At 62.3% G+C, this 22292-nt stretch carries 24 protein-coding genes and 1 pseudogene; 15 read left to right on the top strand and 10 right to left on the bottom strand.

Annotation, left to right across the window (positions count from 1 at the left end):
• The first annotated feature begins 40 nt into the window (after positions 1-40).
• Positions 41-639, top strand: a pseudogene (locus ACWIEX_RS11790) (flavodoxin family protein).
• Positions 640-685: 46 nt separating this feature from the next.
• Here the strand turns inward: ACWIEX_RS11790 and ACWIEX_RS11785 are convergent.
• Together ACWIEX_RS11785 and ACWIEX_RS11780 are read right to left on the bottom strand one after the other, a co-directional pair.
• Entirely contained in the window at positions 686-1630 is a 945-nt protein-coding gene (locus ACWIEX_RS11785) for a cation diffusion facilitator family transporter (protein ID WP_454033185.1), read from the bottom strand.
• Between the two features lie 107 nt (positions 1631-1737).
• Complete coding sequence (locus ACWIEX_RS11780) at positions 1738-3018, bottom strand: DUF763 domain-containing protein (RefSeq protein WP_454033184.1); 1281 nt, start codon at positions 3016-3018, stop codon at positions 1738-1740.
• 210 nt (positions 3019-3228) lie between these two features.
• Here ACWIEX_RS11780 and ACWIEX_RS11775 point away from each other — a divergent pair, with 210 nt between their 5' ends.
• Complete coding sequence (locus ACWIEX_RS11775; RefSeq protein WP_454033183.1) at positions 3229-5325, top strand: catalase; 2097 nt, start codon at positions 3229-3231, stop codon at positions 5323-5325.
• Positions 5326-5476: 151 nt separating this feature from the next.
• Here ACWIEX_RS11775 and ACWIEX_RS11770 read toward each other — a convergent pair whose 3' ends face one another.
• Entirely contained in the window at positions 5477-5686 is a 210-nt protein-coding gene (locus ACWIEX_RS11770; RefSeq protein WP_454033182.1) for a cold-shock protein, read from the bottom strand.
• Between the two features lie 126 nt (positions 5687-5812).
• Between ACWIEX_RS11770 and ACWIEX_RS11765 the strand changes: the two genes are divergently transcribed.
• Positions 5813-6058: a hypothetical protein gene (locus tag ACWIEX_RS11765; protein ID WP_454033181.1), complete on the top strand. Its 246-nt coding sequence runs from the start codon at positions 5813-5815 to the stop codon at positions 6056-6058.
• 216 nt (positions 6059-6274) lie between these two features.
• On the opposite strand, the gene ACWIEX_RS11760 is transcribed toward ACWIEX_RS11765, so the two are convergent.
• A complete protein-coding gene (locus tag ACWIEX_RS11760; protein WP_454033180.1) occupies positions 6275-6601 on the bottom strand; it encodes a hypothetical protein in 327 nt (108 codons plus the stop codon).
• Between the two features lie 297 nt (positions 6602-6898).
• On the opposite strand from ACWIEX_RS11760, the gene ACWIEX_RS11755 reads away from it, so the two are divergent.
• Together ACWIEX_RS11755 and ACWIEX_RS11750 are read left to right on the top strand one after the other, a co-directional pair.
• Complete coding sequence (locus ACWIEX_RS11755; protein ID WP_454033179.1) at positions 6899-7129, top strand: hypothetical protein; 231 nt, start codon at positions 6899-6901, stop codon at positions 7127-7129.
• Between the two features lie 34 nt (positions 7130-7163).
• Positions 7164-7724, top strand: coding sequence for a DNA-3-methyladenine glycosylase (locus ACWIEX_RS11750; protein ID WP_454033178.1), 561 nt, complete (start codon positions 7164-7166; stop codon positions 7722-7724).
• A 77-nt stretch (positions 7725-7801) separates the two neighbouring features.
• On the opposite strand, the gene ACWIEX_RS11745 is transcribed toward ACWIEX_RS11750, so the two are convergent.
• Entirely contained in the window at positions 7802-8257 is a 456-nt protein-coding gene (locus tag ACWIEX_RS11745; protein WP_454033177.1) for an MOSC domain-containing protein, read from the bottom strand.
• A 418-nt stretch (positions 8258-8675) separates the two neighbouring features.
• On the opposite strand from ACWIEX_RS11745, the gene ACWIEX_RS11740 reads away from it, so the two are divergent.
• Both ACWIEX_RS11740 and ACWIEX_RS11735 read left to right on the top strand, forming a co-directional pair.
• A complete protein-coding gene (locus ACWIEX_RS11740) occupies positions 8676-9527 on the top strand; it encodes an SDR family oxidoreductase (RefSeq protein WP_454033176.1) in 852 nt (283 codons plus the stop codon).
• Between the two features lie 224 nt (positions 9528-9751).
• A complete protein-coding gene (locus ACWIEX_RS11735) occupies positions 9752-10243 on the top strand; it encodes a hypothetical protein (RefSeq protein WP_454033175.1) in 492 nt (163 codons plus the stop codon).
• A 56-nt stretch (positions 10244-10299) separates the two neighbouring features.
• Here ACWIEX_RS11735 and ACWIEX_RS11730 read toward each other — a convergent pair whose 3' ends face one another.
• Positions 10300-10674 carry a VOC family protein gene (locus ACWIEX_RS11730; RefSeq protein WP_454033174.1) on the bottom strand — a complete coding sequence of 125 codons (375 nt, stop codon included), beginning with the start codon at positions 10672-10674 and terminating at the stop codon, positions 10300-10302.
• Between the two features lie 71 nt (positions 10675-10745).
• Here ACWIEX_RS11730 and ACWIEX_RS11725 point away from each other — a divergent pair, with 71 nt between their 5' ends.
• Together ACWIEX_RS11725 and ACWIEX_RS11720 are read left to right on the top strand one after the other, a co-directional pair.
• Positions 10746-11135 (top strand): cupin domain-containing protein, encoded by a 390-nt coding sequence (locus tag ACWIEX_RS11725; protein WP_454033173.1) that lies wholly within the window; start codon positions 10746-10748, stop codon positions 11133-11135.
• A gap of 143 nt (positions 11136-11278) precedes the next feature.
• Positions 11279-12454, top strand: a complete 1176-nt coding sequence (locus tag ACWIEX_RS11720; protein WP_454033172.1) for a pyridoxal-phosphate-dependent aminotransferase family protein — start codon at positions 11279-11281, stop codon at positions 12452-12454.
• 105 nt (positions 12455-12559) lie between these two features.
• Here ACWIEX_RS11720 and ACWIEX_RS11715 read toward each other — a convergent pair whose 3' ends face one another.
• Both ACWIEX_RS11715 and ACWIEX_RS11710 read right to left on the bottom strand, forming a co-directional pair.
• Positions 12560-13174, bottom strand: coding sequence for a hypothetical protein (locus tag ACWIEX_RS11715; protein ID WP_454033171.1), 615 nt, complete (start codon positions 13172-13174; stop codon positions 12560-12562).
• A 146-nt stretch (positions 13175-13320) separates the two neighbouring features.
• Entirely contained in the window at positions 13321-13638 is a 318-nt protein-coding gene (locus ACWIEX_RS11710) for a hypothetical protein (RefSeq protein WP_454033170.1), read from the bottom strand.
• Between the two features lie 146 nt (positions 13639-13784).
• Between ACWIEX_RS11710 and ACWIEX_RS11705 the strand changes: the two genes are divergently transcribed.
• The 4 genes from ACWIEX_RS11705 to ACWIEX_RS11690 all read left to right on the top strand — a co-directional run bounded on the left by ACWIEX_RS11705 (position 13785) and on the right by ACWIEX_RS11690 (position 19643).
• A complete protein-coding gene (locus ACWIEX_RS11705; RefSeq protein WP_454033169.1) occupies positions 13785-14537 on the top strand; it encodes an ImuA family protein in 753 nt (250 codons plus the stop codon).
• Complete coding sequence (locus ACWIEX_RS11700; protein ID WP_454033168.1) at positions 14452-15975, top strand: Y-family DNA polymerase; 1524 nt, start codon at positions 14452-14454, stop codon at positions 15973-15975. Before ACWIEX_RS11705 ends, ACWIEX_RS11700 begins: the two co-directional genes overlap by 86 nt.
• Entirely contained in the window at positions 15972-19232 is a 3261-nt protein-coding gene (locus ACWIEX_RS11695) for an error-prone DNA polymerase (RefSeq protein ID WP_454033167.1), read from the top strand. The genes ACWIEX_RS11700 and ACWIEX_RS11695 overlap by 4 nt, the downstream gene beginning before the upstream one ends.
• 69 nt (positions 19233-19301) lie before the next feature.
• Positions 19302-19643, top strand: coding sequence for a 3'-5' exonuclease (locus ACWIEX_RS11690; protein WP_454033166.1), 342 nt, complete (start codon positions 19302-19304; stop codon positions 19641-19643).
• A gap of 628 nt (positions 19644-20271) precedes the next feature.
• On the opposite strand, the gene ACWIEX_RS11685 is transcribed toward ACWIEX_RS11690, so the two are convergent.
• On the bottom strand, positions 20272-20838 hold the full coding sequence (locus tag ACWIEX_RS11685) for a hypothetical protein (RefSeq protein ID WP_454033165.1): 567 nt from the start codon (positions 20836-20838) through the stop codon (positions 20272-20274).
• 33 nt (positions 20839-20871) lie between these two features.
• On the bottom strand, positions 20872-21171 hold the full coding sequence (locus tag ACWIEX_RS11680; RefSeq protein WP_055728248.1) for a PepSY domain-containing protein: 300 nt from the start codon (positions 21169-21171) through the stop codon (positions 20872-20874).
• A 144-nt stretch (positions 21172-21315) separates the two neighbouring features.
• Here ACWIEX_RS11680 and ACWIEX_RS11675 point away from each other — a divergent pair, with 144 nt between their 5' ends.
• Both ACWIEX_RS11675 and ACWIEX_RS11670 read left to right on the top strand, forming a co-directional pair.
• Positions 21316-21819, top strand: a complete 504-nt coding sequence (locus ACWIEX_RS11675; RefSeq protein ID WP_113584195.1) for a YciE/YciF ferroxidase family protein — start codon at positions 21316-21318, stop codon at positions 21817-21819.
• 2 nt (positions 21820-21821) lie between these two features.
• Complete coding sequence (locus ACWIEX_RS11670; protein WP_454033164.1) at positions 21822-22283, top strand: DUF3597 domain-containing protein; 462 nt, start codon at positions 21822-21824, stop codon at positions 22281-22283.
• Positions 22284-22292 lie beyond the last annotated feature (9 nt).

Here is a 22292-nt window from a genome sequence, read left to right as displayed (position 1 = left end):
TCGGGGCGCCCTGAAGCCTCTAAAGCGATTGGATTTGCAGATCACGCTCACAATCCTTGCTCTCAATTGTACCCTGAAGTCCGAAGGTGCATCTTCAACCCAGGCATCCTGTAATTGGCTCTCGATGAGTTCCCCGACAGCTGTAAGCACGAAATCGTTCGCGTCGCCGCGCTCAACATCAAGCCAGGCGTTTCCTCTGACGAAGGAAAAGGGGACGACTGGCCGGCCCTTAGGCGGAAGATTGATGATTGCGACATATTGCTGATCGGTACCCCGATCTGGCTGGGTCAGCCATCGAGCGTGGCCAAGCGTGTCCTGGAGCGCATGGACGCGTTCCTCGACGAGGCAGATGATCAGAACCGAACGCCGGCCTATGGCAAGGTTGCAGCCATTGCAATCGTCGGGAACGAGGATGGAGCCCACCACGTCTCCGCCGAAATCGCCCAAGCCTTGTTTGACGTCGGGTTCACCATCGCGGCCGGCGGGCCGACATATTGGGTCGGCGAAGCCATGGGCAGCGTGAATTTCATCGATCTCGACGAGATTCCGGAAACGACCGCCAAGACCAACAGGATGATCGCTCGGAACGCGGCCCATCTCGCGGGACTGCTGAAGCGACATGCCTATCCTGGATACTGAGGCAAGCCGTGGTGATATATAGCGCTGCCGTCGCCGGTCTAAATTTTCACTCGACGAGCTTGGCCCGCCGCTTTCGCCAGGTGGCAGAGGTCTGCGGCTTCACGAAAACCGAGGCAATGTCCGAGCGGCGCTGTTTGAGCCTCGCTTCAATGCGCTCCACGCAATCTTCGATGTCCTCGGTTGACCGATCGTCCTTGAATTCAAGGCTCAGCGCCACGACGATCTGATCCGGACCCAGATGGACGGTCGTCATGCCGTTGACACGCTCGACGTCTGGATCTCCATCAACCGCCGCCATGATCTCTTCCTGCACGTGGGGCAAAGCCGCTTCCCCGATCAGCAAGGCCTTACTTTCGCGCGCCAGAAGCATGGCCGTCATCGCCAGAATGAGGCCGATGAAGATCGACGCCACGCCATCGAGCTCAGGGCGCTCGAAGTAGGCTGCTGCCGTGATCCCGATGAAGGCGATGAACAAGCCGAGCAAGGCTGCGGTATCTTCGAACAGGACCGTGAAGACGCTCGGATCCTTGCTTTGCCGGACCGCGGCGAAGTAGCTCAACGAGCCTTTCGCTGCCCTGAACTCCTTCAGCGCGATCCGCCAGGAGTAGCCTTCGAACAAGGCCGAAAGGCCTAAGACGATGTAGTTCGTGGTCAAATTCGTTGCCGGGTGCGGGGCAATGACATGGGAAATGCCTTCGTAGAGAGACACACCGGCGCCTACCGCGAAGACCAGGAGCGCGACAACGAAGCTCCAAAAATAGAGCTCGCGGCCGTGGCCGAAAGGATGCGTGAGATCCGGTGGCCGCGCGGCCCGGTTGAGGCCATAGAGCAAAAGCACGCCATTGCCGGTGTCGACCAAGGAGTGAACGCCCTCGGACATCATCGCGGAGCTTCCGGTCCAGGCCGCCGCGATGAATTTTGTCGTCGCGATCAGCAGATTGCCTGCTAGCGCCGCATAGATGACTTTCCGTGATCCCGAATGTGCAGCCATCTAGCTCCCCGCCCAGGCGCAACGGGGTTTAGCGGTACGTGTTCCCTAATCCCGACCTCGAAAGGGTTGAAACAGGAGAATGGAGAACGGGCGGTGCGGTACCGTTGTTATACGCGTCGACGCGCTGCGCTGACGCTCTCAACATGTGCAGTCTCTGACTCCTCCCACCCGAAGACGCTTCGGCCGCCGTATTCCGCGGATCGACGGCGCTCCTCGGCGACATATTCGACAAATGTCGGACCGGTCGTACTCCGCTCCAGCCGACGGCTCTCACTGTCCACCCGTGCAATGGCGGCGAGGCGGTCGTCCTGGCCGATCTTAGCCCGATCGATGGCCGACCGCAGGACAGCGATGGTCTGGTTGTAGACCTTGGTTGGCACTGCGAATGGCTGTCGGTCCTTGCCGCCATTGGCGAGAGAGAAACGCGCCGGATCACTGAAACGGCAGGGCGCGCCATGCAGTACTTCCGCGACCATCGCGAGTGATCGCACGGTGCGCGCGCCGATGCCGGGAACAAGCAGCAGTTCGGAAAAGTCTTCTGGCCCCCGATCGGCTGCTGCAGCCAATGCCCCGTGCAGTCGTCGCGTTATGACGTCCTTGGGCCTTACATCATGGTGCGCCGGCATCACGAGATGCGGGAGGGTTAGCTGCGGGGCGTTTTCATTCGCAATGGGGCGCGCCGGCTGTAGCGCCTCCAACTCGCTGACGATCCTGTCCGGTCCCTGATCGCGCAGCATCGTGACCTGCGCATCGCGGGCGCGCTCGGCGCGCGCATCGGTCAGATTGACGATGCTGCCGGTATTACGCCCCTCGATCGCGGCGTGGGGTGCTTCGACGAAACTGCCAAGCCCCTCGGAATGCCAATGATAGCGCCGTGCCAGGCCGCCATCGCCGTTCATGCCCTGTTGCACAACCGTCCAACGGCCGTCATCGGTTACAAAGAAGCCGTGCAGATAGAGGTCGAAGCCGTCCTGCACCGCCGCGCTGTCGACCTTGGAGACGAGCCTGCTTGCCTGCGCCAAGGCTGTCCCGTCAAACCCCACCTTCGCGCCAATCTGTTCCAGCTCGGCCGGTGTCCGACGGGAATGGTTGCCTCGCCCCCCGCATACATGCAGCCCTAACTCACCGGCCAGCGGCTTCAGACCTCGTTTCAACGCTCCGATGACGCTGGTCGTGATGCCCGAAGAATGCCAATCCATGCCCATGATCGCGCCGAACGACTGGAACCAGAAGGGATGCGCCAGTCGCCGCAGCAGCTCGTCGCGCCCGTACTGCTGGATGATGGCTTCGCAGATCACATCACCTAGCCGGGCCATGCGCTCGCCGAGCCAGAGCGGCACACGCCCGTAGTGCAGGGGAAGATCGGCACTGCCTGATCGCTTTGTCATTGCTCACCAGAACAAAATAGGAACAGCGAATATATACGTCGGTCCCCGTTCCTTGACCACCCCGAGCGGGCGGCGCCGGAACTTGGAACGGTTCAACTTCGTTCAGTGAGCGTCCGCGGGCGCGGAAACCTGAGTATTCACCTCTGCGACCCATCGAGGTGAGACTTCAGCGCCACGCAACTGCTCGCATCACATAACGAGGATGGTGACATGGCCCGCTCCCCCCGCGATCTCTCGGCAAATGCCAAAACCACCCTGGGAGAGGGCGGCGAGACGCACCAGTCGACGTCTGCGCCGGAGGCTCGCATCACGACCAATCATGGGGTTCCGGTCAGCGACAATCAGAATTCGCTGAAGGCTGGCGGTCGCGGTCCGACGCTGCTGGAAGATTTCGTGCTCCGTGAGAAGATTCAGCATTTCGACCACGAGCGCATCCCGGAGCGCATCGTCCATGCGCGCGGTTCGGCCGCTCACGGCTTCTTCGAACTGACGGAGTCGCTCGGCGAATTTTCGCGCGCGAAGGTGTTGACCGAGGTCGGGGTCAAGACCGAGGTATTCACCCGATTTTCGACCGTTGCCGGTGGTGCCGGTTCGGTCGATACGCCCCGCGACGTGCGCGGTTTTGCAGTGAAGTTTTACACGAAGGAAGGGAACTGGGACCTCGTCGGTAACAATATGCCGGTCTTCTTCATTCAGGACGCGATCAAGTTTCCCGATCTGATCCATGCGGTGAAGATGGAAGCCGATCGCGGCTATCCGCAGGCCGCAAGCGCCCACGACACCTTCTGGGACTTCGTAGGGCTGATGCCTGAATCGACGCATATGATCATGTGGGCGATGTCCGACCGGGCCATTCCGCGCTCCCTGCGGATGATCGAAGGCTTCGGCGTCAACACTTTCCGCCTGCTCAACGACAAGGACGAGCCGACCTTCGTCAAATTCCACTGGCGGCCTCGGCTTGGCACGCAGTCAACCTGTTGGGACGAGGCGGTGAAAATCGCCGGCGCCGACCCGGACTACCATCGCCGCGATCTGCATGAGGCCATCGCCAAGGGTGACTTCCCCGAGTGGGACTTCGGCGTGCAGCTGTTGAGCCAGGATGAAGCCGACGCGCTGCCCTTCGACATCCTCGACGCTACCAAGGTGATCCCGGAGGAACTGGTGCCGATCCGCATGATCGGCCGCATGGTGCTGAACCGCAACCCGGACAATTTCTTCGCCGAGACCGAGCAAGCTGCCTTCCTGCCAACCAATATGCCGCCTGGCATCGATGTTTCGGAGGACCCGCTTCTGCAAGGCCGGCTGTTCTCCTATCAGGACACGCAGCTCTCCCGGCTCGGGACTGTGAACTTCCATCAGATCCCCATCAACCGGGCCAAGGGCTGCCCTTTCCAGAACCTGCAGCGCGACGGACAAATGCAGACGCAAGTCTTCACCGGACGCGCGAATTACGAGCCGAACAGCCTTGCAGAGGCTGGCGAGGACGGCGGCCCGCGCGAGGATCCTGTCGGTGGCTTCCGGACGGCGACGATCCCGGTTGAGGAGCATAAGGTTCGGCTGCGCGCGGAGAGTTTCGCTGACCACTACAGCCATGCGCGTCTGTTCTTCCGCTCGCAGAGCGAGATCGAGCAGGCACATCTCGTGAGCGCGCTCGTTTTCGAGCTCTCCAAGGTCACGCTGGAGCATGTCCGCAACCGCGTGATGTCGAACCTCGTCAATGTCGATGAAGCGCTGGCGCAGCGCGTTGCTGACGGACTCGCCATGTCCCTGCCGAAGGGTTCGAAGCCTGCAGCGATCCCGATGGACATGGAGCTATCGCCGGCACTTCGCATAGTCGGCAAGTACCCCGAGACCCTGAAGGGCCGGACCGTTGGCATACTTGTCTCTGATGGGGCGGACGGAGCCCGGATCGCGGCCGTCAAGGCTGCCGTCGAAGGCGATGGCGGAGCCGTCAAGATCGTCGCGCCAAAGATCGGCGGCGTGAAACTCAAGGATGGGAAGACGCTCAAGGCCGACGGCCAACTCGCGGGCACCCCGTCTGTGCTCTTCGACGCGGTCGCTATCATTCTGTCCGAAGCTGGCTGCGCCGCATTGATGAAGGAAGGCGCGGCAATCGATTTCGCCAAGGACGCCTTCGGGCATCTCAAAGCGATCGGCTACAGTGCTGAAGCCAGGCCGCTGCTCGACAAGGCCGGAGTCGAGCAGGATGAAGGGATCGTGGCGTTGGACAAAAAGGTCGCCGCCTTCCTGAAACCAGCGCGTACGCGCCAGTGGGCTCGAGAAGGCAAGGTTCGCACGCTGGCGTGATTTCTTGTTGCCGGCTGTGCGCAACTAGCTTGCGGCCAAAGCGGTGTGTCGTTCGATGGTCGCGATCAGCGAGGCGCGCCGCCCTTTCGCAAATGAACAGATCCGTCGCTCGATCGCGGCGGGTCTGCGCACGTGGGTAACGACCCGGCCGTTATTCTGCTTTGAGATTATCCGCGGACTGCTTGCCCGACCTTTTGTCGGCAACGAGTTCGTACGACACTTTCTGGCCGTCGTTCAGGCTACGGAGACCGGCGCGCTCGACCGCACTGATGTGAACGAACACGTCGTTTCCGCCGCTATCAGGCGTAATGAAGCCATAACCCTTGGTCTCGTTGAACCATTTCACAGTGCCGCTAGCCATTTCCATCTCCAAAGTGAAGCGCCAGCATGTGCCAACGTCGGTTTCTCGGCAAGTTAGGGGCTGGCGCAGGAACTTCTGGATCGCGAGGCAGTCTCCCTAGGAGCACATAAAATTTGGAGGTGCTCGATGACCAACCGCCAGGATCCGGATATTCGCGAGGCCAACGCACGAGCCGACAGGCAGACGGAAGGCCCGGGCGGCGGGGTTGTCGCTCCGATGCACCCAGACAGGCATACGACCACTGACCCTGCCGTGGAAACGCCCGTCGAAGGTCGTCAGGGATTTCTGGGCCGCCCGGTGCTGGCGGTGCTCGTGGGCGGCCTTATTTTAGCTGGGCTTGCTTGGATCGTCGTTCACTACCTGGCTCGATGATAGCCTGATATGCCCGCTGCGGGCGGGATGCGTCTGAGAACTAGCCGCGGTCAAGAAGATGTCGGTAGGAACGTGGGTTTTTGTGGCAGTTGCGCCTCAATTACCCATCTCACGTTCTGCAACGGAGACGAACTTAACGCCGCCCTGGATCGAGCGATCTACCCCCGCAGGATGCGCGAGGGGGCGATCAAGAACGAGAGCTCGAAACCATCAATGTCACGGTCGAGCTTTCTGAGCGGTCATTTGCAGTTGATATCGCAGCCAGCCGGAGCACTCGGCGATCAGGGCATGATGTTCCGAGCGGCAGTGGAGTAGAATAAATCTGTATCCGTTGGACTGCCACCACCCGATAAGGATGAGAAGTTCGCTGCAGGTGCCGTCGCCATTATCGCCTTCGTCATCGTGGCGATATTCCTCGGCTTCAATCTGAATCAGGCTCTGACACAACGCGAGCTGCAATTCGGTCAGGTCGATCGAAAGACGCCCCGAAGGGTCCCACTGATTTACAAGAGCCACCGCCGCCGTTGAAGCGACACGTTCCACGCCTCGGCCGAGGTGGGAACCAGCAGATGCTCTGCTCGTTGACCGGCGAAACGCTTGAGGTGGAAAACTTTGGTTGCAATTTGGAAAAGTGACGGCCCGAATAAGCGACCGACGCAAGTACGGCGCGCGCTCCATACGGAGCACTGCCGCGACAACGACGGCAAGCGCTACAGAGTTGTGATGGCCTGGTCTCTCGCTCACGTCTTATACGCTCGAAGATGGTACGCCCGTGCACTATGAGGACGAGTGCTATTTCACACTGCCGTCCGGGAAAATGCTCACGCGCTGCGAGGATGAATGAACGAAATCGAGGATGGAGAGGTTGTCGTCGTGCTGCGGCAGGATGTGAAGCGCGGCGGTGAGCTTCTGGCAACGTACCAGATGGAATATCGTGACCTGGCTACTGCGCTTTCGGCGATTCGTGCTGATCTCATCGCTGGGCGGGTCGAAGTCATCACCGTTGCTGGACGGGAGCTCAGCGACGACGAGATTACTGCACTTTCGTTGCAAGCTACCAACCCTCGGTAGATTCAGAACATTGTGCGAAGCTCGGGTTGATGGAATGCCCTTAAATTTACTCGAGCTAAAGGCCTTGAACGCCCTAGAGCTGGCTCCGCGCCTGATCGGTATGAAGCTGCTTGTCGGGGGGGTAGGAGGTTCCATTGTCGAAACCGAGGCCTATCTCGCCGACGATCCAGCTTCGCACAGCTTCCGCGGTCCGAGACCGCGAAATGCGGCCATGTTCGGTCCATCTTGGCACGCTTACGTTTATCGGTCCTATGGGCTTCACTGGTGTTTGAATATCGTCGCCGAAGGCGCGGGCGCGGTCTTGCTTAGGGCCATCGAGCCGACAGAGGGGCTGGCTGAAATGCGGGTGCGTCGCGGCAGCAGGGTAAGCCTATGCAATGGGCCGGGACGGTTGGCCCAGGCGCTTGGGATAACGGGCGCCCATAATGGGCTTAGTTTGGAATGCCAACCGTTCTCGATTGTCGACCGGTCGCATGCGCCGGAGATTTCCAGCAGCACTCGCATTGGAATTTCGAAGGCCACCGAGCAGCCTTGGCGATTTGGCTTTGCGGGTTCGCGTTTCGTGAGTCGCGCTTTCCCAAAGCCTGGGAGGTGAGCAGCGCCGCGGCAAACTGCCGTGAGTGAGCCAGCAACAGAGCATTCCGGGGCCAACAATCTCTTTGGACGATGGACCTAGGCAGATCCGCCTGCAACCCCGTCCGGGAGGTCGACGACAACATCATCTCCGAGCTTGACCGTACCGCTCTCGATGATGCGGGCAGTAATGCCGCCGAGCCCGCGAACGGCGTTGTACCCGCCAACGCCGAGGATCTCCTCCATTCGCGAACACGGATGGCACTCTCCGGTGGTTTGCAAAACAGCGGAGCCAATCCTGAAGTGCTTGTCTTTCAGCGCGACCAGATTGATGCCTTGAGTAACGACATTGCGGCGCAGGTCGCCCGGCAGAACTTGTGAGAGGCCAAGATGGCTGGCGATCGTCCCGAGATGCTCGGCCTGGATCAAAGTGACCTGTCGAGCCCCCCGCGCCCGCGTATAGCGGTCGCCTATAACACCGCTCGTAATATCGAAATCCGCGCTCTGAACCTCAATGAGCGTTTCGCGGCGGCCAGGCCGGATGCCGAGCCACATAACTTGACCCGCCCTGAGAGGGGCGTTCAGAAGCTGCGCGAGTGAGGATGATGGGCTGAAAGGCATGGTTTCGACCCGGGCAGTCCTTAGCGCGCTGAGAGACGCTGAACGATATCTCGGGCGAAGCCGACCACTCGCTCCCGCAACTTAGGTCGGGTCGCGAGCATCCATCCCGCCGCGCCGGCCAATATCAACCTGATCATTGTGAACATCTCCGAATGGCACCAGCGTTCCGCGGGCATGTTCGAAACGCGCTTCCGACGGATAGGTTCTCAACGAACGGGCCGTGCTCTGAAGCTGCCATCGACCCGCTTTGAGTTTGGGAACCAGTCATGGTTCAGGCGGTTCGATGACTAAGCGCTGGGGGCAGATTTGCTGAGGGCACATGCGTGCCGCAGCCTCACCTCAGGAATTGTCCATGTCCGCCACAGAGCCCATGATTCATGAAGACGGTCTGCCGGGCCACGAGTCCGCACTAACGCCGAAGCCAGAATGGGAGCCGCGCTATCCCGGGAGCGATCGCCTTAAGGGGAGGGTGGCGCTGATCACCGGGGCGGATAGCGGCATCGGTCGCGCTGTTGCTGCGCTGTATGCCCGCGAAGGTGCCGATATCGCCATTGTCTATCTGAGTGAGCATGACGATGCCAAAGCGACCGTTGGCATCGTCGAGCGCGAGGGGCGCCGAGCGATCGCTATCCCGGGAGATGTCGGCGACAAGGCATTTTGCACCGACGCCGTCGCGCGGACCGTCGAAGCGTTCGGGAAGATCGATATCCTAGTAAACAATGCGGGCGAGCAGCATCCCGATAAGGACATCACGGACATTACCGAGGAGCAGCTTCGCCGAACGTTCCAGACAAACATCTTCGGTATGTTTTTCATGACGCAAGCCGCGCGGCCGCACCTCCAAAGTGGCGCCGTTATCGTCAACTGCACGTCCGTCACAAGCTACCAGGGTTCCAGCGAGTTGCTCGATTACAGCTCGACAAAAGGCGCGATCACCGCATTCACGCGGGCCCTTTCCGAAAATCTGATCGAGAAGGGGATCCGTGTAAATGCGGTGGCGCCAGGGCCGATCTGGACGCCTCTCAACCCCATGGGCGGAGCAAGCCCAGAGAAGCTCAAGCACTTTGGTGAAAGCACGCGCATGAAGCGGGCCGGGCAGCCGAATGAGGTCGCGCCCAGCTTTCTGTTCCTGGCGTGTGAGGATTCCAGCTACATGTCCGGCCAGGTGCTGCACCCGAACGGCGGCACGGTTGTGAACGGGTGAGTAGCCGTCGAATGCCGATCGGCAACTCAGTCCTGCCCATGAGGCGAAGGCTGCCATCGGCAGCGGATTGCATAGCTGCGAGCGTGGCGGATCGAGCAACTTTGCCAATGATCGCGAGCGCGCGTCGGAGCAGGTTGCAGGGCGCCAGCACTAATCACCGTCGCAGTGAGAATTGAGTGGGCGGTTCCTGTCGGGCTCGCCCTTTTCGCAATAAGGAGACCAGAATGCTTCAAGTCCGAACGATTACCCGAACCTACCAGACGTTTGAAGATGCTCGAAATGTCGCGGTCCGCTTGGCCGAGGCTGGCATCCAGCCGGAGAGGATCGGCCTCCTCGGGCAGCAGGCTGGCGGCGACGACAATACGGCTGCAGTCGCTGGCATCGGCGGAGCGGCAGGCGCCGCGACGGGGCTAGCACTTGGGTTGGGCGCGCTTACGATTCCGGGCGTTGGGCCGATCATTGCGACAGGCTGGTTCCTCTCCGGTGCGGTGACTGGCGCGTTGGCAGGGGGCGTTCTCGGGGCACTCGTCGACGCCGGCGTACCGGCGAGCGACGCCGAACATCACGCTAGAGAACACGCCCGGGGTCGGTCCGTGGTCTCTGTCCGAGTTGAGGAATCGGATGTCGCGCTAGCGACACGGATATTGGATGCAGCAATGCCGCTCGAGGCGAGCGACAATCCTCCTGAATCCGATTTCTCGAAGGTCGTTTCCTGAAATCTCAACAGCAAGCTCTAAGCGATCACGGACATCATTTAGCGCAACCGCCGCACTTATTTTGTCGGTTGGGAGCGCGCCGTCAGCTTGTTCCCATCAGGGTCGCGAAGGTATGCGACGAAGGCACCATTGGGACGCTCGCTCGGCGGGGTCTCGATCGACTTTCCGCCATGCGCCGTTCCAGCGTCGTGCCAAGCCTGGACATGTTCTTTGCTAGCCGCAGCGATACCAATCGTGCCCCCGTTTGCGAATGTGGCCGGATTTCCGTCGATTGGCGTCGTGATCATAAGCCTGCCGCCGCTGTGAGTGTAGATCAGCCTGCCTCTGGCATCGACCTCACCGCGCTGGCCTCCCAAGGCGACGAATGTCGCGTCGTAAAAGCCCTTGGATCGCTCCAGGTCGTTGCTGCCAATCATGATGTGCGTGAACATGCGTGTCTCCAAAAATCCTGCGCGAGATAATTGCAGCATGGCGCGGGCGACACGTTGGAAGGAACGAACGCATGCGCGTGATTCAGCCCAACTCGGAGCTCGAAAAATGGCGAGAGGGCGTGCTTACCTCGATGCGAATTTCAGCGGTCGTCGGATCGCACCAGCTCTGCATTTTTGAGCAACTTTGCCAACCAGGCCTTGGCGCGCCGATGCACTCGCATACCGTCGAGGAAATCCTTGAGGTCGTTGAGGGGCAGGCCGAGATTCGCATCGAGGACGAGGTGATGTCGGTGCTGCCCAACCAGTCGGTCATCGTGCCCGCTGGCAGCCGTCATGGATTCACGAATAGCGGAGCCGGGACACTGAAAGTTCGCGCCACTCTCGCTTCGCCGGTTTTCGAAGCAAGCTACGACGACAGCGAAGAGGTGAAACGGAGGTACAGCCCGGACGCACCACCATAGAGAGATTTTGGACACCACTGGACGGGCGAGTCGGCACACGCGTCATGCAGAGCGAGATGTCGAGCAATGCGCGCACGCACTTGCCCAGGAAACGCGCTTGGCGGATCTCTGCTGTGGTGATTTTACTGCCCTGAGGATTCGGCATGTCCCTGGCGAATGGTCGGCCGCTGCTCGCGATGCCAGGCCCCACTAATATTCCCGATCGCGTGCTCCAGGCGATGATGCGGCCGGCTGAGGAACTCAGTTCCGACAGTATCGTGAGCCTGACCGAAACGGTTCTCTCCGATCTCAAGCGCGTCTTCCGGACTGACGGCGAAACCTTCGTCTACGCCGCCAACGGCCATGGCGGCTGGGAAGCGGCTTTCACCAATGTTCTGTCACGAGGCGATCGGGTTCTGGTGCTGGAAAGCGGCCGCTTCGCCATCGGCTGGGGCGAGATGGCCCGCTTTATGGGCGTCGATGTCGAGATGCTGCCCGGCAGCTGGCGCCGGGCCGTCGATCCAGCCGCGGTCGAAGCCCGGCTGCGTTTTGACACGCAGCATAAGATCAAAGCCGTGATGGTCGTGCAGATCGATACCGCTGCAGGCATCGTCAACGATATCCCAGCCATTCGCAGGGCCATCGACGCCGCCGGTCACCCCGCTCTGTTCATGGTCGATGCCATTGCCTCCCTCGGGTGCATGGAATTCGAGATGGATGCCTGGCGCATCGACATCGCCGTCTCAGCCTCGCAGAAGGGCCTCATGTCCTCGCCCGGCCTCGCCTTCGTCGCGGCCAACGACAAGGCTCTGGCCGCCCATAAGCGCGCCAACCTGCGCACCGGGTATTGGGATTGGAGCGGCCGGATGAACGTGCTGGCCTACATGAAGCATTGCGGCACTGCACCGGAGCATCTCCTCTTTGGACAACGTGCCGCGCTCGACATGATCTTCGAGGAAGGGCTGGAGGCGAGCTGGCGCCGCCACGCTGCTCTTGCCAAGGCGACGCATGCTGCCGTCGATCTATGGTCGAGCGGTCAAGCTCTCACCTTCGGAGTGACCGAGGGATCTGAGCGAGCGCCGTCTGTGACAGCGGTGCTAAGGCCTGGCATTGATGTAAGCGTCATCACCTCCTTTGCGCGCGACGTCTGTGGTGTGACGCTCGGCCTCGGGATCGGGGATTATCACGGCAAGGCCTTCCGGATCGCCCACATGGGTCATTTCAACGCCGCGGCGCTTCTTGGAGCTCTCGGCGCCGTTGAGATGGCGCTTCAGGCTAAAGAAATCCCGCACGGCTCGGGTGGTGCGGCAGCTGCAATCGCCAGCTTAGCCGCCGCGTGAAAGAGACCGCGCTTCTGCCGCCTGGAGGCCTTGAACAGACAGGATGTCGCTCATGTGGACAGATTCATGGAGTAGCTCTTCTCCCGTCCGTCCGGGCGGCGTGCCTCACCTAAGCAGACCTTCAGCCTCAAACTCTTCCCAGCCGTCGAGGCCGGTTTCCTGTTCATCGGGAACGGGCGCAGCCTTACGGGATTTGGCCGATCGCTTTCCGGCGCGCGTCAAAGCTGCCTTTCCTGCCGCTCGGCGCCGATTCTCTGCTGTCGTCGCGATATCCTCTTCCCGCCAGATTTCCGGCAGGCCGCTATCGAGGACATGCTCGATGAAACTTGGGGTGAACACGTGGAAAGTGACCGCCTTGGCCCGGCCACGCAGCTTGACCGTCTTTGTCCCCGCGCTCTGGAGCCGGCCGTCGTCGAGCCACTTGTGGCGCTCGCGAGATGAGATGGAGAGAATGTCCTCGGCCTCGCTGGGGAGGATGGGCAACTCTGTAATATCGGCCAACATATCCGCTACGAGCGCAGATAGGGCTTCAAACTCAGCAGCTCCGGTGTCCGGCATGTGAAGGATCGCTCTGCCAGATTCGACCGTCAGGTGCTTCCGCGTCGACCAAGGAAGCCGCCGCCTGATTTCGCGCTCGATTCCCTTGGCGCGGATCGACGATCCAAGGGTGGCCGTTGATGGAAGAGACCACTCAGCGAGCTGCGTTGAGGTGCGCTTCACATAATGCTCTGTTCAGGTTTGCGGGTCTGGGACTAATCGCACGGATCGATCGCGTGTTCCCAGCTTCTACGCTCCTTGTCGTGCGGCACGTACGGTTGCTCCCTAGTGCGTGGGCGTCCTGAAGGTGGCCGATACTCGGTGGGCGATCAGCTGGCTCCCGATTTCAGCCATTCATTTCGGAGCTTCTGTCGATCGAGCCGCGCTTCAGCGAGTTCCTCGCGAAGGCGCTCGTTCACACCTTCCAGTTCGGCCCGCAACGCGCCTCGCTCGAGTTCGGCTGGCATTGCCTCGCTGTTGACTGTCTGATCGAGAATATCTGCCAGCACGGTGTGAAGGAACTGGGAGCACTCCTCCTCGTTCTCCGGCGCTGGAACCAGGATCTGCGCCAGAAGGGCTAGCGCGAGCCCTCGCCAAGCGACCACCTCGTACGACTGCTGGACGATTTCGGTTGGATCCTCGGACATTTGGTTCTCCTGCTCGGATGCAGAGGCTGCTTCTCGGCAACCTCCCGTCGCGTCGCTGTGTTCCCGCCAAACACCGAGCTTGACTCTCAGCCCCTCGCTGAGAACATAAGAGGAACATCAAGTGTCGTTCTAGCAGGTAAAGTCCGTTGCGGCCACAGCCGTTATTTCAGTCGCTCCGCGACCAGATCGAGCGGATCGAGGGCCGAGGCGCCCGCGGCCGGACGGTGCTGCCGTTCGGTATCGCGACGGTCGACTCACGCTTGCCTGGTGGAGGCCTCGCGCTAGGAGCACTGCATGAGGTCGCGGGCGGCGGCAACGGCGCGATTGACGGTGCAGCGGCGGCATTGTTCAGCGCCGGGGTTGCCGCGAGGAGTCGCGGCAAGGTGCTCTGGTGCCTCACCCGAGCCGATCTGTTCGCGCCGGCGATGGCGCAGGCGGGGTTGATCCCTGACCGCGTGATCTATGTCGAGGCCGGCGATGACAAGACGGTGCTCGCCTGCATGGAAGAGGGCCTGCGCCATGGCGGGCTGGGCTCCGTCGTCGGCGAGGTAGCCCGCTTGTCCATGACAGCGTCGCGTCGCCTTCAGCTCGCCGCGGAGGGGACAGGTGCTATCGGCATCGCGCTGCGACGATGGCGACGCGAGGTCGACGCCTCTGATTTTGGTCAACCCACGGCGGCGATGACCCGATGGCGGGTTTCGGTGCTTCCATCGACAGCGCTGCCAGTGCCGGGGGTAGGGCGGTCACGCTGGCTTGTTGAATTGATTAGGGCCCGGGCAGGCGAAAGCGCGGATTTTGAGTTGGAGGCATGCGATGATACGGGTCGTCTCGGTCTTCCTCCCGAACTGGTCGACCGATCGGTTTCGGCGGATGGCTGGCGGCGCGGCGCCTCCGCCTGAGGTCCCGCTCGTCCTCATCGCTCGCGACGGCAGCAGGAGGGTAGTGCAGGCGGCGAATGCCGCTGCACTGACAGCCGGGCTTCGCGTCGGCATGCCGGCCACGAAAGCGCAGGCGCTCGTGCCTGGCCTGCTGGTCGAGGAAGCGAATCCCGCCGCAGACGCACAGGAGCTTGAGCGGCTGGCAATCTGGCTGCATCAGCGCGTCGCCCCGATCGTCGCGCCGGACCCTCCCGATGGTATCGTCATCGACACGACGGGTGCAGAACACCTGCATGGCGGAGAAGCCGACATGCTGGACGCCATCGTTGGACGCTTGGCGATATCGGGCGTCGAGGCCAGGGCTGCGATTGCTGACAGCTGGGGGACGGCCCATGCGCTCGCTCGATACACCTCTCGGGCAACGATCGTGACTCCGATCGGGCATGAAGCGCAGCCGCTATTGCCGCTGCCGCTAGAATGCTTGCGACTGCCCGCCACGATATCGAACGACCTGCGCGTTCTAGGCTTCGAGACTGCCGGCGACATTATCGCCCAACCGCGCTCGCCGCTCACGCTGCGCTTTGGGCCAGCGATCGCTCGCCGACTGGCCCAGGCGCTCGGGGAGGTCGCGGAGCCGATCGTCGCCATCCGACCTCCCGACCTGATCGAGGTCCGCCGGGCTTTCGCCGAACCGATCGGCGCGCCGGAGACAATCGCTCGCTACATCAGCAAATTGGTTGCCCAGCTCTGCGATCGCCTCGAGGCGCACGGTCTTGGCGCTCGGCGCCTCGATCTCGTCTGCCATCGCGTTGACCGTGGACTGCAGACAGTCCGGGTTGGGCTCGCCAAGCCTGTTTGTGACGTGAAACGACTGACGCGGCTCCTCTGTGAGAAGATCGAGGCGATCGAACCTGGCTTCGGCATCGAGATCATGACGCTGGCAGCGACCTTGGCTGAGCCCCTCGAACGAAAGCAGGCGGTCAGCTCCCTAGTTGAGGAGACCAGCGCGGACGTGTCCGGCCTTATCGACATCCTCGCCAATCGTGTCGGCGAGCGGGCGGTCTATCGCATGGCTCCGGTTGCCAGCGATGTACCCGAGCGCTCTGTCCGCCGTGTCGCGGCGCAGACTGAGGAGACCGGAGCAGTCTGGCCCAGCCACTGGCCACGGCCGGCGCGGCTGCTGCCCCGACCCGAGCCAGTCGAGACCATGGCGCTCCTGCCGGATCATCCTCCCGCCTGGTTTAGCTGGCGCGGGATCCGCCGTCGGGTTCGTCGCGCGGACGGACCGGAACGCGTGTTCGGCGAATGGTGGAAGCGCGAGGCCGAGATGGTGGCCGTACGCGACTACTTCCGCGTCGAGGACGATGCCGGCGAGCGATATTGGCTTTATCGCGCCGGCGACGGTGAGGACGTTGCAACCGGATCGCATCGCTGGTTCTTGCACGGCGTGTTCGGATGAGCGTGCGCTATGCAGAGCTTCAGGTCACCAGCCATTTCAGCTTCCTACGCGGCGCCTCGTCGGCCGAGGAACTGTTCGCCCAAGCGGCACTGTTCGGTATCGAGGCGCTCGCTGTCGTAGACCGCAATTCGCTCGCCGGCATCGTCCGCGCCCACGAGGCCGCGAAGACCACAGGCGTCAGACTGATCGTCGGCTGCCGGCTCGATCTTACTGACGGCATGTCGCTCCTGGTTTATCCGACCGATCGGCCTGCCTACTCGCGCCTCTGCCGACTGCTTTCGATCGGCAAGAACCGCGGCGGCAAAGGCCGGTGTCACCTTGAATGGTCAGACGTCGTCGCCCACGGCGAAGGTCTGGTCGCGGTGCTCGCGCCGGATCTGGCTGACGAAGACTGCGCCTTTCGACTGCGTCGGCTCCGGGAAGGATTTGGCGACCGTGCCTATCTCGCCCTGTCGCTGCGGCGCCGGCCGAATGACCATCTCCGCCTGCATGAGCTATCGAACTTGGCGACGCGGATGCGCGTCCCCACGGTCGTGACCAACGATGTGCTCTTCCACGAGCCGGCCCGGCGGATACTGCAGGACGTTGTCACCTGCATCCGCCACAACGTCACGATCGACGCTCTTGGCGATCGGCGCGAGCGCCATGCCGACCGCTATCTGAAGCCACCGGACGAGATGTGCCGGCTCTTCGCGCGTTACCCCGAAGCCCTGGCCCGAACGCTGCAGATTGCCGATCGCTGCCGGTTTTCGCTCGACGAGCTCGCCTATCAGTACCCGGAGGAGCGCGACGATCCCACGCTGACGCCACAGGAGACTCTTGCAAAGCTGACCTGGGAGGGCGCTGCCCAACGCTATCCCGAAGGGCTCTCCGAAAGCGTCCGGGCGAGCCTGAACCGTGAGCTGACGCTGATCGAAAGGCTCGGCTACGCGCCATATTTCCTGACGGTGAATTCGATCGTCCGCTTTGCCCGCTCGCGGGACATCCTCTGCCAAGGTCGTGGCTCGGCGGCAAACTCGGCCGTCTGCTTCGTTCTTGGCATTACCTCAATCGACCCGGGCCGCAACGACCTGCTGTTCGAGCGCTTTGTCTCCGAGGAGCGTCGTGAGCCGCCCGATATCGATGTCGACTTCGAACATGAGCGGCGCGAGATCGTCATGCAGTGGGTCTTTGACACCTATGGCCGCGATCATGCCGCTCTCTGCTCGACCGTCATTCGCTACCGGACCAAGGGGGCCTTACGCAACGTCGGCAAGGCGCTGGGCCTCCCCGAGGACCTGATCGGCACGTTGTCGTCGCAAGTCTGGGCCTGGTCCGAGGAAGGCATCGAGAAGCGACACGTCGAGGAGCTCAACCTCAACCCGGCCGACCGACGGCTGCGCCTGGCGCTCCATCTCGCCCGCCAGCTTCACGGCACCCCGCGCCACCTCTCGCAGCATCCCGGCGGGTTCGTCCTGACCCATGACCGCCTCGACGACCTTGTCCCGATCGAGCCAGCGGCAATGGCCGATCGTCAGGTCATCGAATGGGACAAGGACGATATCGGCACGTTGAAATTCATGAAGGTAGACGTCCTCGCGCTGGGCATGCTGACCTGCATGAAGCGAGGCCTGGACATGCTCGCCGATCACAAGGGTATCGCGCTCGACCTGGCCTCCATCCCGGCCGAGGATCCACGGACCTATGCGATGATCCGGAAGGCCGACACGCTCGGCACATTTCAGATCGAGAGCCGCGCGCAGATGTCGATGCTGCCCCGGCTTAAGCCGCGGACGTACTATGACCTCGTCGTGCAGGTCGCAATCGTTCGACCAGGTCCGATCCAGGGGGACATGGTCCATCCCTATTTGCGCCGACGCGAGGGCCGCGAGCCGGTCCACTATCCCAAGCCCGAGCTGGAGAAGGTTCTGGGCAAGACGCTCGGCGTGCCGCTCTTCCAGGAGCAGGCGATGCGGGTCGCGATCGAATGCGCCGGCTTCACGCCCGGCGAGGCAGACCTGCTGCGCAAGAGCATGGCGACCTTCAAGTTCACGGGCGGCGTGTCGAAGTTCAAGGAGAAGCTCGTCGCCGGCATGGTCGCCAACGGTTACGAGGCCGAGTTCGCCGAGCAAACCTTCCGACAGCTCGAAGGCTTCGGCTCCTACGGCTTCCCTGAGAGCCACGCGGCCTCCTTCGCTCTGATCGCCTACGCCTCCGCCTGGCTGAAATGCTGGCATCCGGACGTGTTCTGCGCCGCGCTGCTGAACAGTCAGCCCATGGGCTTCTATGCTCCTGCACAGATCGTGCGCGACGCCCGCGATCACGGCGTCGAGGTTCGGCCTGTGTGCGCAAACGCCTCCCGCTGGGACTGCACGCTGGAGCAGACCGGAGACGAGGGGCGGTTTGCCGTTCGCCTGGGCCTCCGGATGGTCAAGGGGTTGTCCAATGCTCACGCTGCCGCGATCGCCACGGCCCGAGCCCGCCTTCCGTTCGAGTCGATCGAGGATCTCTGGCGCCGGGCTCGGGTGCCCGTGGCAGCGTTGGCGCAGATCGCCGAAGCCGATGGGTTTCGGCCCAGCCTTGGGTTGGCGCGGAGAGAGGCGCTCTGGGCGATCCGCGTCCTGCGCGACGAACCGCTGCCCCTGTTCGCCGCGGCTGCGGATAAGCGCACCGATGAAACGCCGGAGCCTGCCATCACGCTCCGGCCTATGGCGACCGGTGGAGATGTGGTCGAGGACTATCGCCATGTCGGGCTGTCGCTTCGCGATCATCCGGTCTCATTCCTGCGGCAGGATCTTCGGCGCAGGGGCATTGTCAGCTGTCAGGCCGCAATGGAAGCGCGCGATGGACGTTGGCTCGAAGCCGCCGGCATCGTCTTGGTACGGCAGCGGCCTGGCTCGGCCAAGGGTGTCATGTTCATTACCCTCGAGGATGAAAGCGGGATCGCGAACCTCGTGGTTTGGCCCAAGGTGTTCGAGCTGTTCAGGCGGACGATCCTTTCCGCAGGGATGATCTCGGTCCGCGGACGCATCCAGCGCGAGGGCGAGGTCGTCCACCTCGTGGCGCAGAGGCTCACTGATCTATCTGCCGACCTCGCCGGTGTTGGGAAGCGCGGGCAGCCTTTCCCGCTGCCTCATGGACGAGGTGACGAGTTTCATCATGGCTCTGCAACGCCTGATCCGCGCGATCTTCCGCCCAAGGGACTACGAGCCCGGGACATTTATATCCCCGATCTGCATATCGACGCGATCAAGGTGAAGACGCGGGATTTTCGTTGATCCACCTGCCAGCGGGGATGGAAAGGCTCCTGCCTTGTATGGACCAGCTGAAATGCTGATCTACAATCCATGCTCAGTAATCGCGTTCGGGTCATCGACCTTGAGACGGCCGGCGACGGCCCCCACGACGTCTGTGAAATCGGTTGGCAGGACGTCTCGCTAGGAGCCGATGGACGCTGGGAAGTCACCGAGGAACGCGGCGCGCTTCTCGTCAATCCCGGACGCGCCATCTCCGCCGATACGATGGCAGTGCACCATATTCGGGATGAGGACGTTGCTGGCGCGCCGTACTGGAAGGATATAGCGCCGTCTATCCTGAAGCCGGAGCGCGGAGTATTGGCTTTGGCGGCGCACCGAGCGGCGTTCGAACAGCGATACTGCCGACCGCGGCTGAGCGCGGGTGCTCAATGAATCTGCACCTGGAAATGCGCCTTGCGCCTCTGGCCGGAGCTGCCCCGGTTCTCAAATCAGATGCTTCGGTATCAGCGGAAGCCGGCGGGCCTCGTGCACGAGATTGGCTTGCCCGCTCATCGCGCGATGCCCGATGCGTACGTAACTGCGCACCATCTCCGCGACATGTTGAATGAAGCTTCGATCGACCAATTACTTGCGTGGAGCATAGAGCCCGGCTTGCTCCCTCGCGTGCCAACGGGGCCTGATCGCGGCAAGACATGGGGCCAGCTGAGCGTGCCGGCACTCTCAGAATGCGCTGCCAGTCGTGATGTCGATCTTCGATTCAGTGCTCAAATTGAGCTCGAGCGGCGAAATGGCCGGAACGAAGTCGACCGCGAACCTGCACAGGCGCGCTTGCTCTGACACTCCCATGCTCCGTCTGCTGCGCTTCTTGGTAAGGCGCGCTTTTGCGGACCGAGGGAGAGATCGTCGCCTGATGACCTGCCTCTCGATCACTCTCAGAGGTTCTGCCTGATCGATCAATCGAGCCGCCGTGAAACATGCAAAGAAGCTCTCGCGCTTGTCTGAACGCCAAACAGAAAACAGCCCCGGTCGCCCGAGGCCGTTGTTCAACATGCGCGCGCCGTCAGATCACGGCAGGCGGCACTCGGCCCGACGCGGTGGCATCCCGAACGTAAGGATCGGCGTTTTCGTCGAAGCGCGACCAGCCGCCAGCTCGATAGTCAGCCTCGCGGGTCGCACGGTCGATCGGAGTGGCGCCGTCAAGGATAGCTTGGACGGTTGCCTCATGCTCGGGTTCGGTGCGGACGGATACGACCGATCCGCCGCGGCGAACGGTCTCGGCGTAGTAGTTCGCCTCGTCCTCACCGTGGCCTTCCTTCACGAATGAGCCAACCAGACCACCGGCGGCGGCACCGGCGACGGCACCTGCGGCGGTGGCGGCAAGCCAGCCGGCGGCAACAACCGGGCCGACGCCGGGGATCGCCATGATGCCAAGGCCGGTCAGCAGTCCGGCGGCGCCGCCGACGCCGGCACCGATTCCGGCACCTTCGGCGGCGTTGGTCTCGTCAGTCTTGCCGTCGCTGCCGACAATGCTGATGGCGCGGCTGGAAACGCCAGCGGCCTCGAGTTGGTCCACGACCGAGCGGGCGGTGGCGTGGCTATCGTAGGAACGGGTCAGGGTACGGGTCATGTCGTTCTCCAGTTTTCGCGGTGCGAGCACCGATCAGTTGCGGGTGATGTTGCCGCGGTAGTCGACGGAGACGTTGACCTGCGCCCCCGAGTGGGTCGCGGTGCCCTTCCAGACGCCATTGTCGTCCTTCTTCAAGGCTCCAACGTTTGAATAGCCGTTGGCCTCGAGGCGGCTCTTGGCCTGACCCTCGGTGAAGCTGTTGGCGCCCGGCAGCGGGGCATTCTTGTCGGCGTCAGCCTTTGGGGCGGGCATCGGCGAGGTCGTCGACGTCTGTGCGATCGCGCCAAAGGATGTCGCGGAGGCGATCAAGGTGGCAATGAGCAGCTTCTTCATGATGGTCTCCCGTGGGCGTGCGGCCGATGCCGCGATGCACAATCCAACGGCAGATTGCCCCCGAAAGTTCCAGCGGAGCGGAATGGAACACGGGCTCTCAGGGTTCGTTCAGACCATCGACTAGCCACATCGCTGGAGGAAGACATGGCGACCGAACCGAAGCCGCTCGACGACCTGTTCCACGACATGCTCAAGGACGTCTTTTACGCGGAGAAGCAGATACTGAAGGCGCTGCCGAAGATGGCGAAGGCGGCCAAGTCGCCCGAGCTCAAAAAGGCTTTCGAGACCCATCGCGAAGAGACCGAAGGTCACGTCGAGCGCCTCGGTGAGGTGTTCGAGCTTATCGGCAAGGCCCCGCGCGGCAAGACCTGCGACGCCATCCTCGGGATCATCGAGGAAGGCAAGGCGGTCATTGAGGACTATAGCGACAGCCCGGCGATCGACGCCGGCCTGGTGGCCTCGGCACAGGCCGTAGAGCACTATGAGATGGCCCGCTACGGTACCCTCAAGGCGTGGGCCCAGCAGCTCGGCCATAAGGATGCGGTCAAGCTGCTCGACGCGACGCTCGCCGAGGAGACCAAGACCGACAAGACGTTGACGCAGCTCGGCGGCGCCGCCAACACCGCCGCGACGAAGAAGGCAGCCTGATCATGGGAATTTTCAACAGCATCAAGAAGGCCATCTTCGGCCAGGCCAAGGCCGATACGGTCGCCACTTCAACGTCTGCTCCCGCACCGGGTGCGGTTGTCCCACCGTCCGGCACTTCCACCGCACCAGCCTCGTCGCCGGCAGGGACACCCGTCGGTCAGACCACGGCAAACATCGGCACTGCGCCTGGATCGATGGCCTCGCAGCAGGTCGACGTCGCGCCGATCCTCGACAAGGCGGCCAAGGACAGCGGCCAGCAGCTGAACTGGAAGACGTCCATTGTCGACCTGCTCAAGGCGCTCAAGATCGACAGCAGCCTCACCGCCCGCAAGGAACTGGCGCAGGAACTCGGTTACACGGGCGATACCAACGACTCGGCGACGATGAACGTCTGGCTGCACAAGGCAGTCATCAAGAAGCTCTCCGAGAACGGCGGCAAGGTCCCCGCCGATTTACTCGACTGAGCGTACAGC

Source organism: Allobosea sp. NPDC055353 (assembly GCF_053644975.1).
This window is presented reverse-complemented; position numbering and strand designations above follow the sequence as displayed.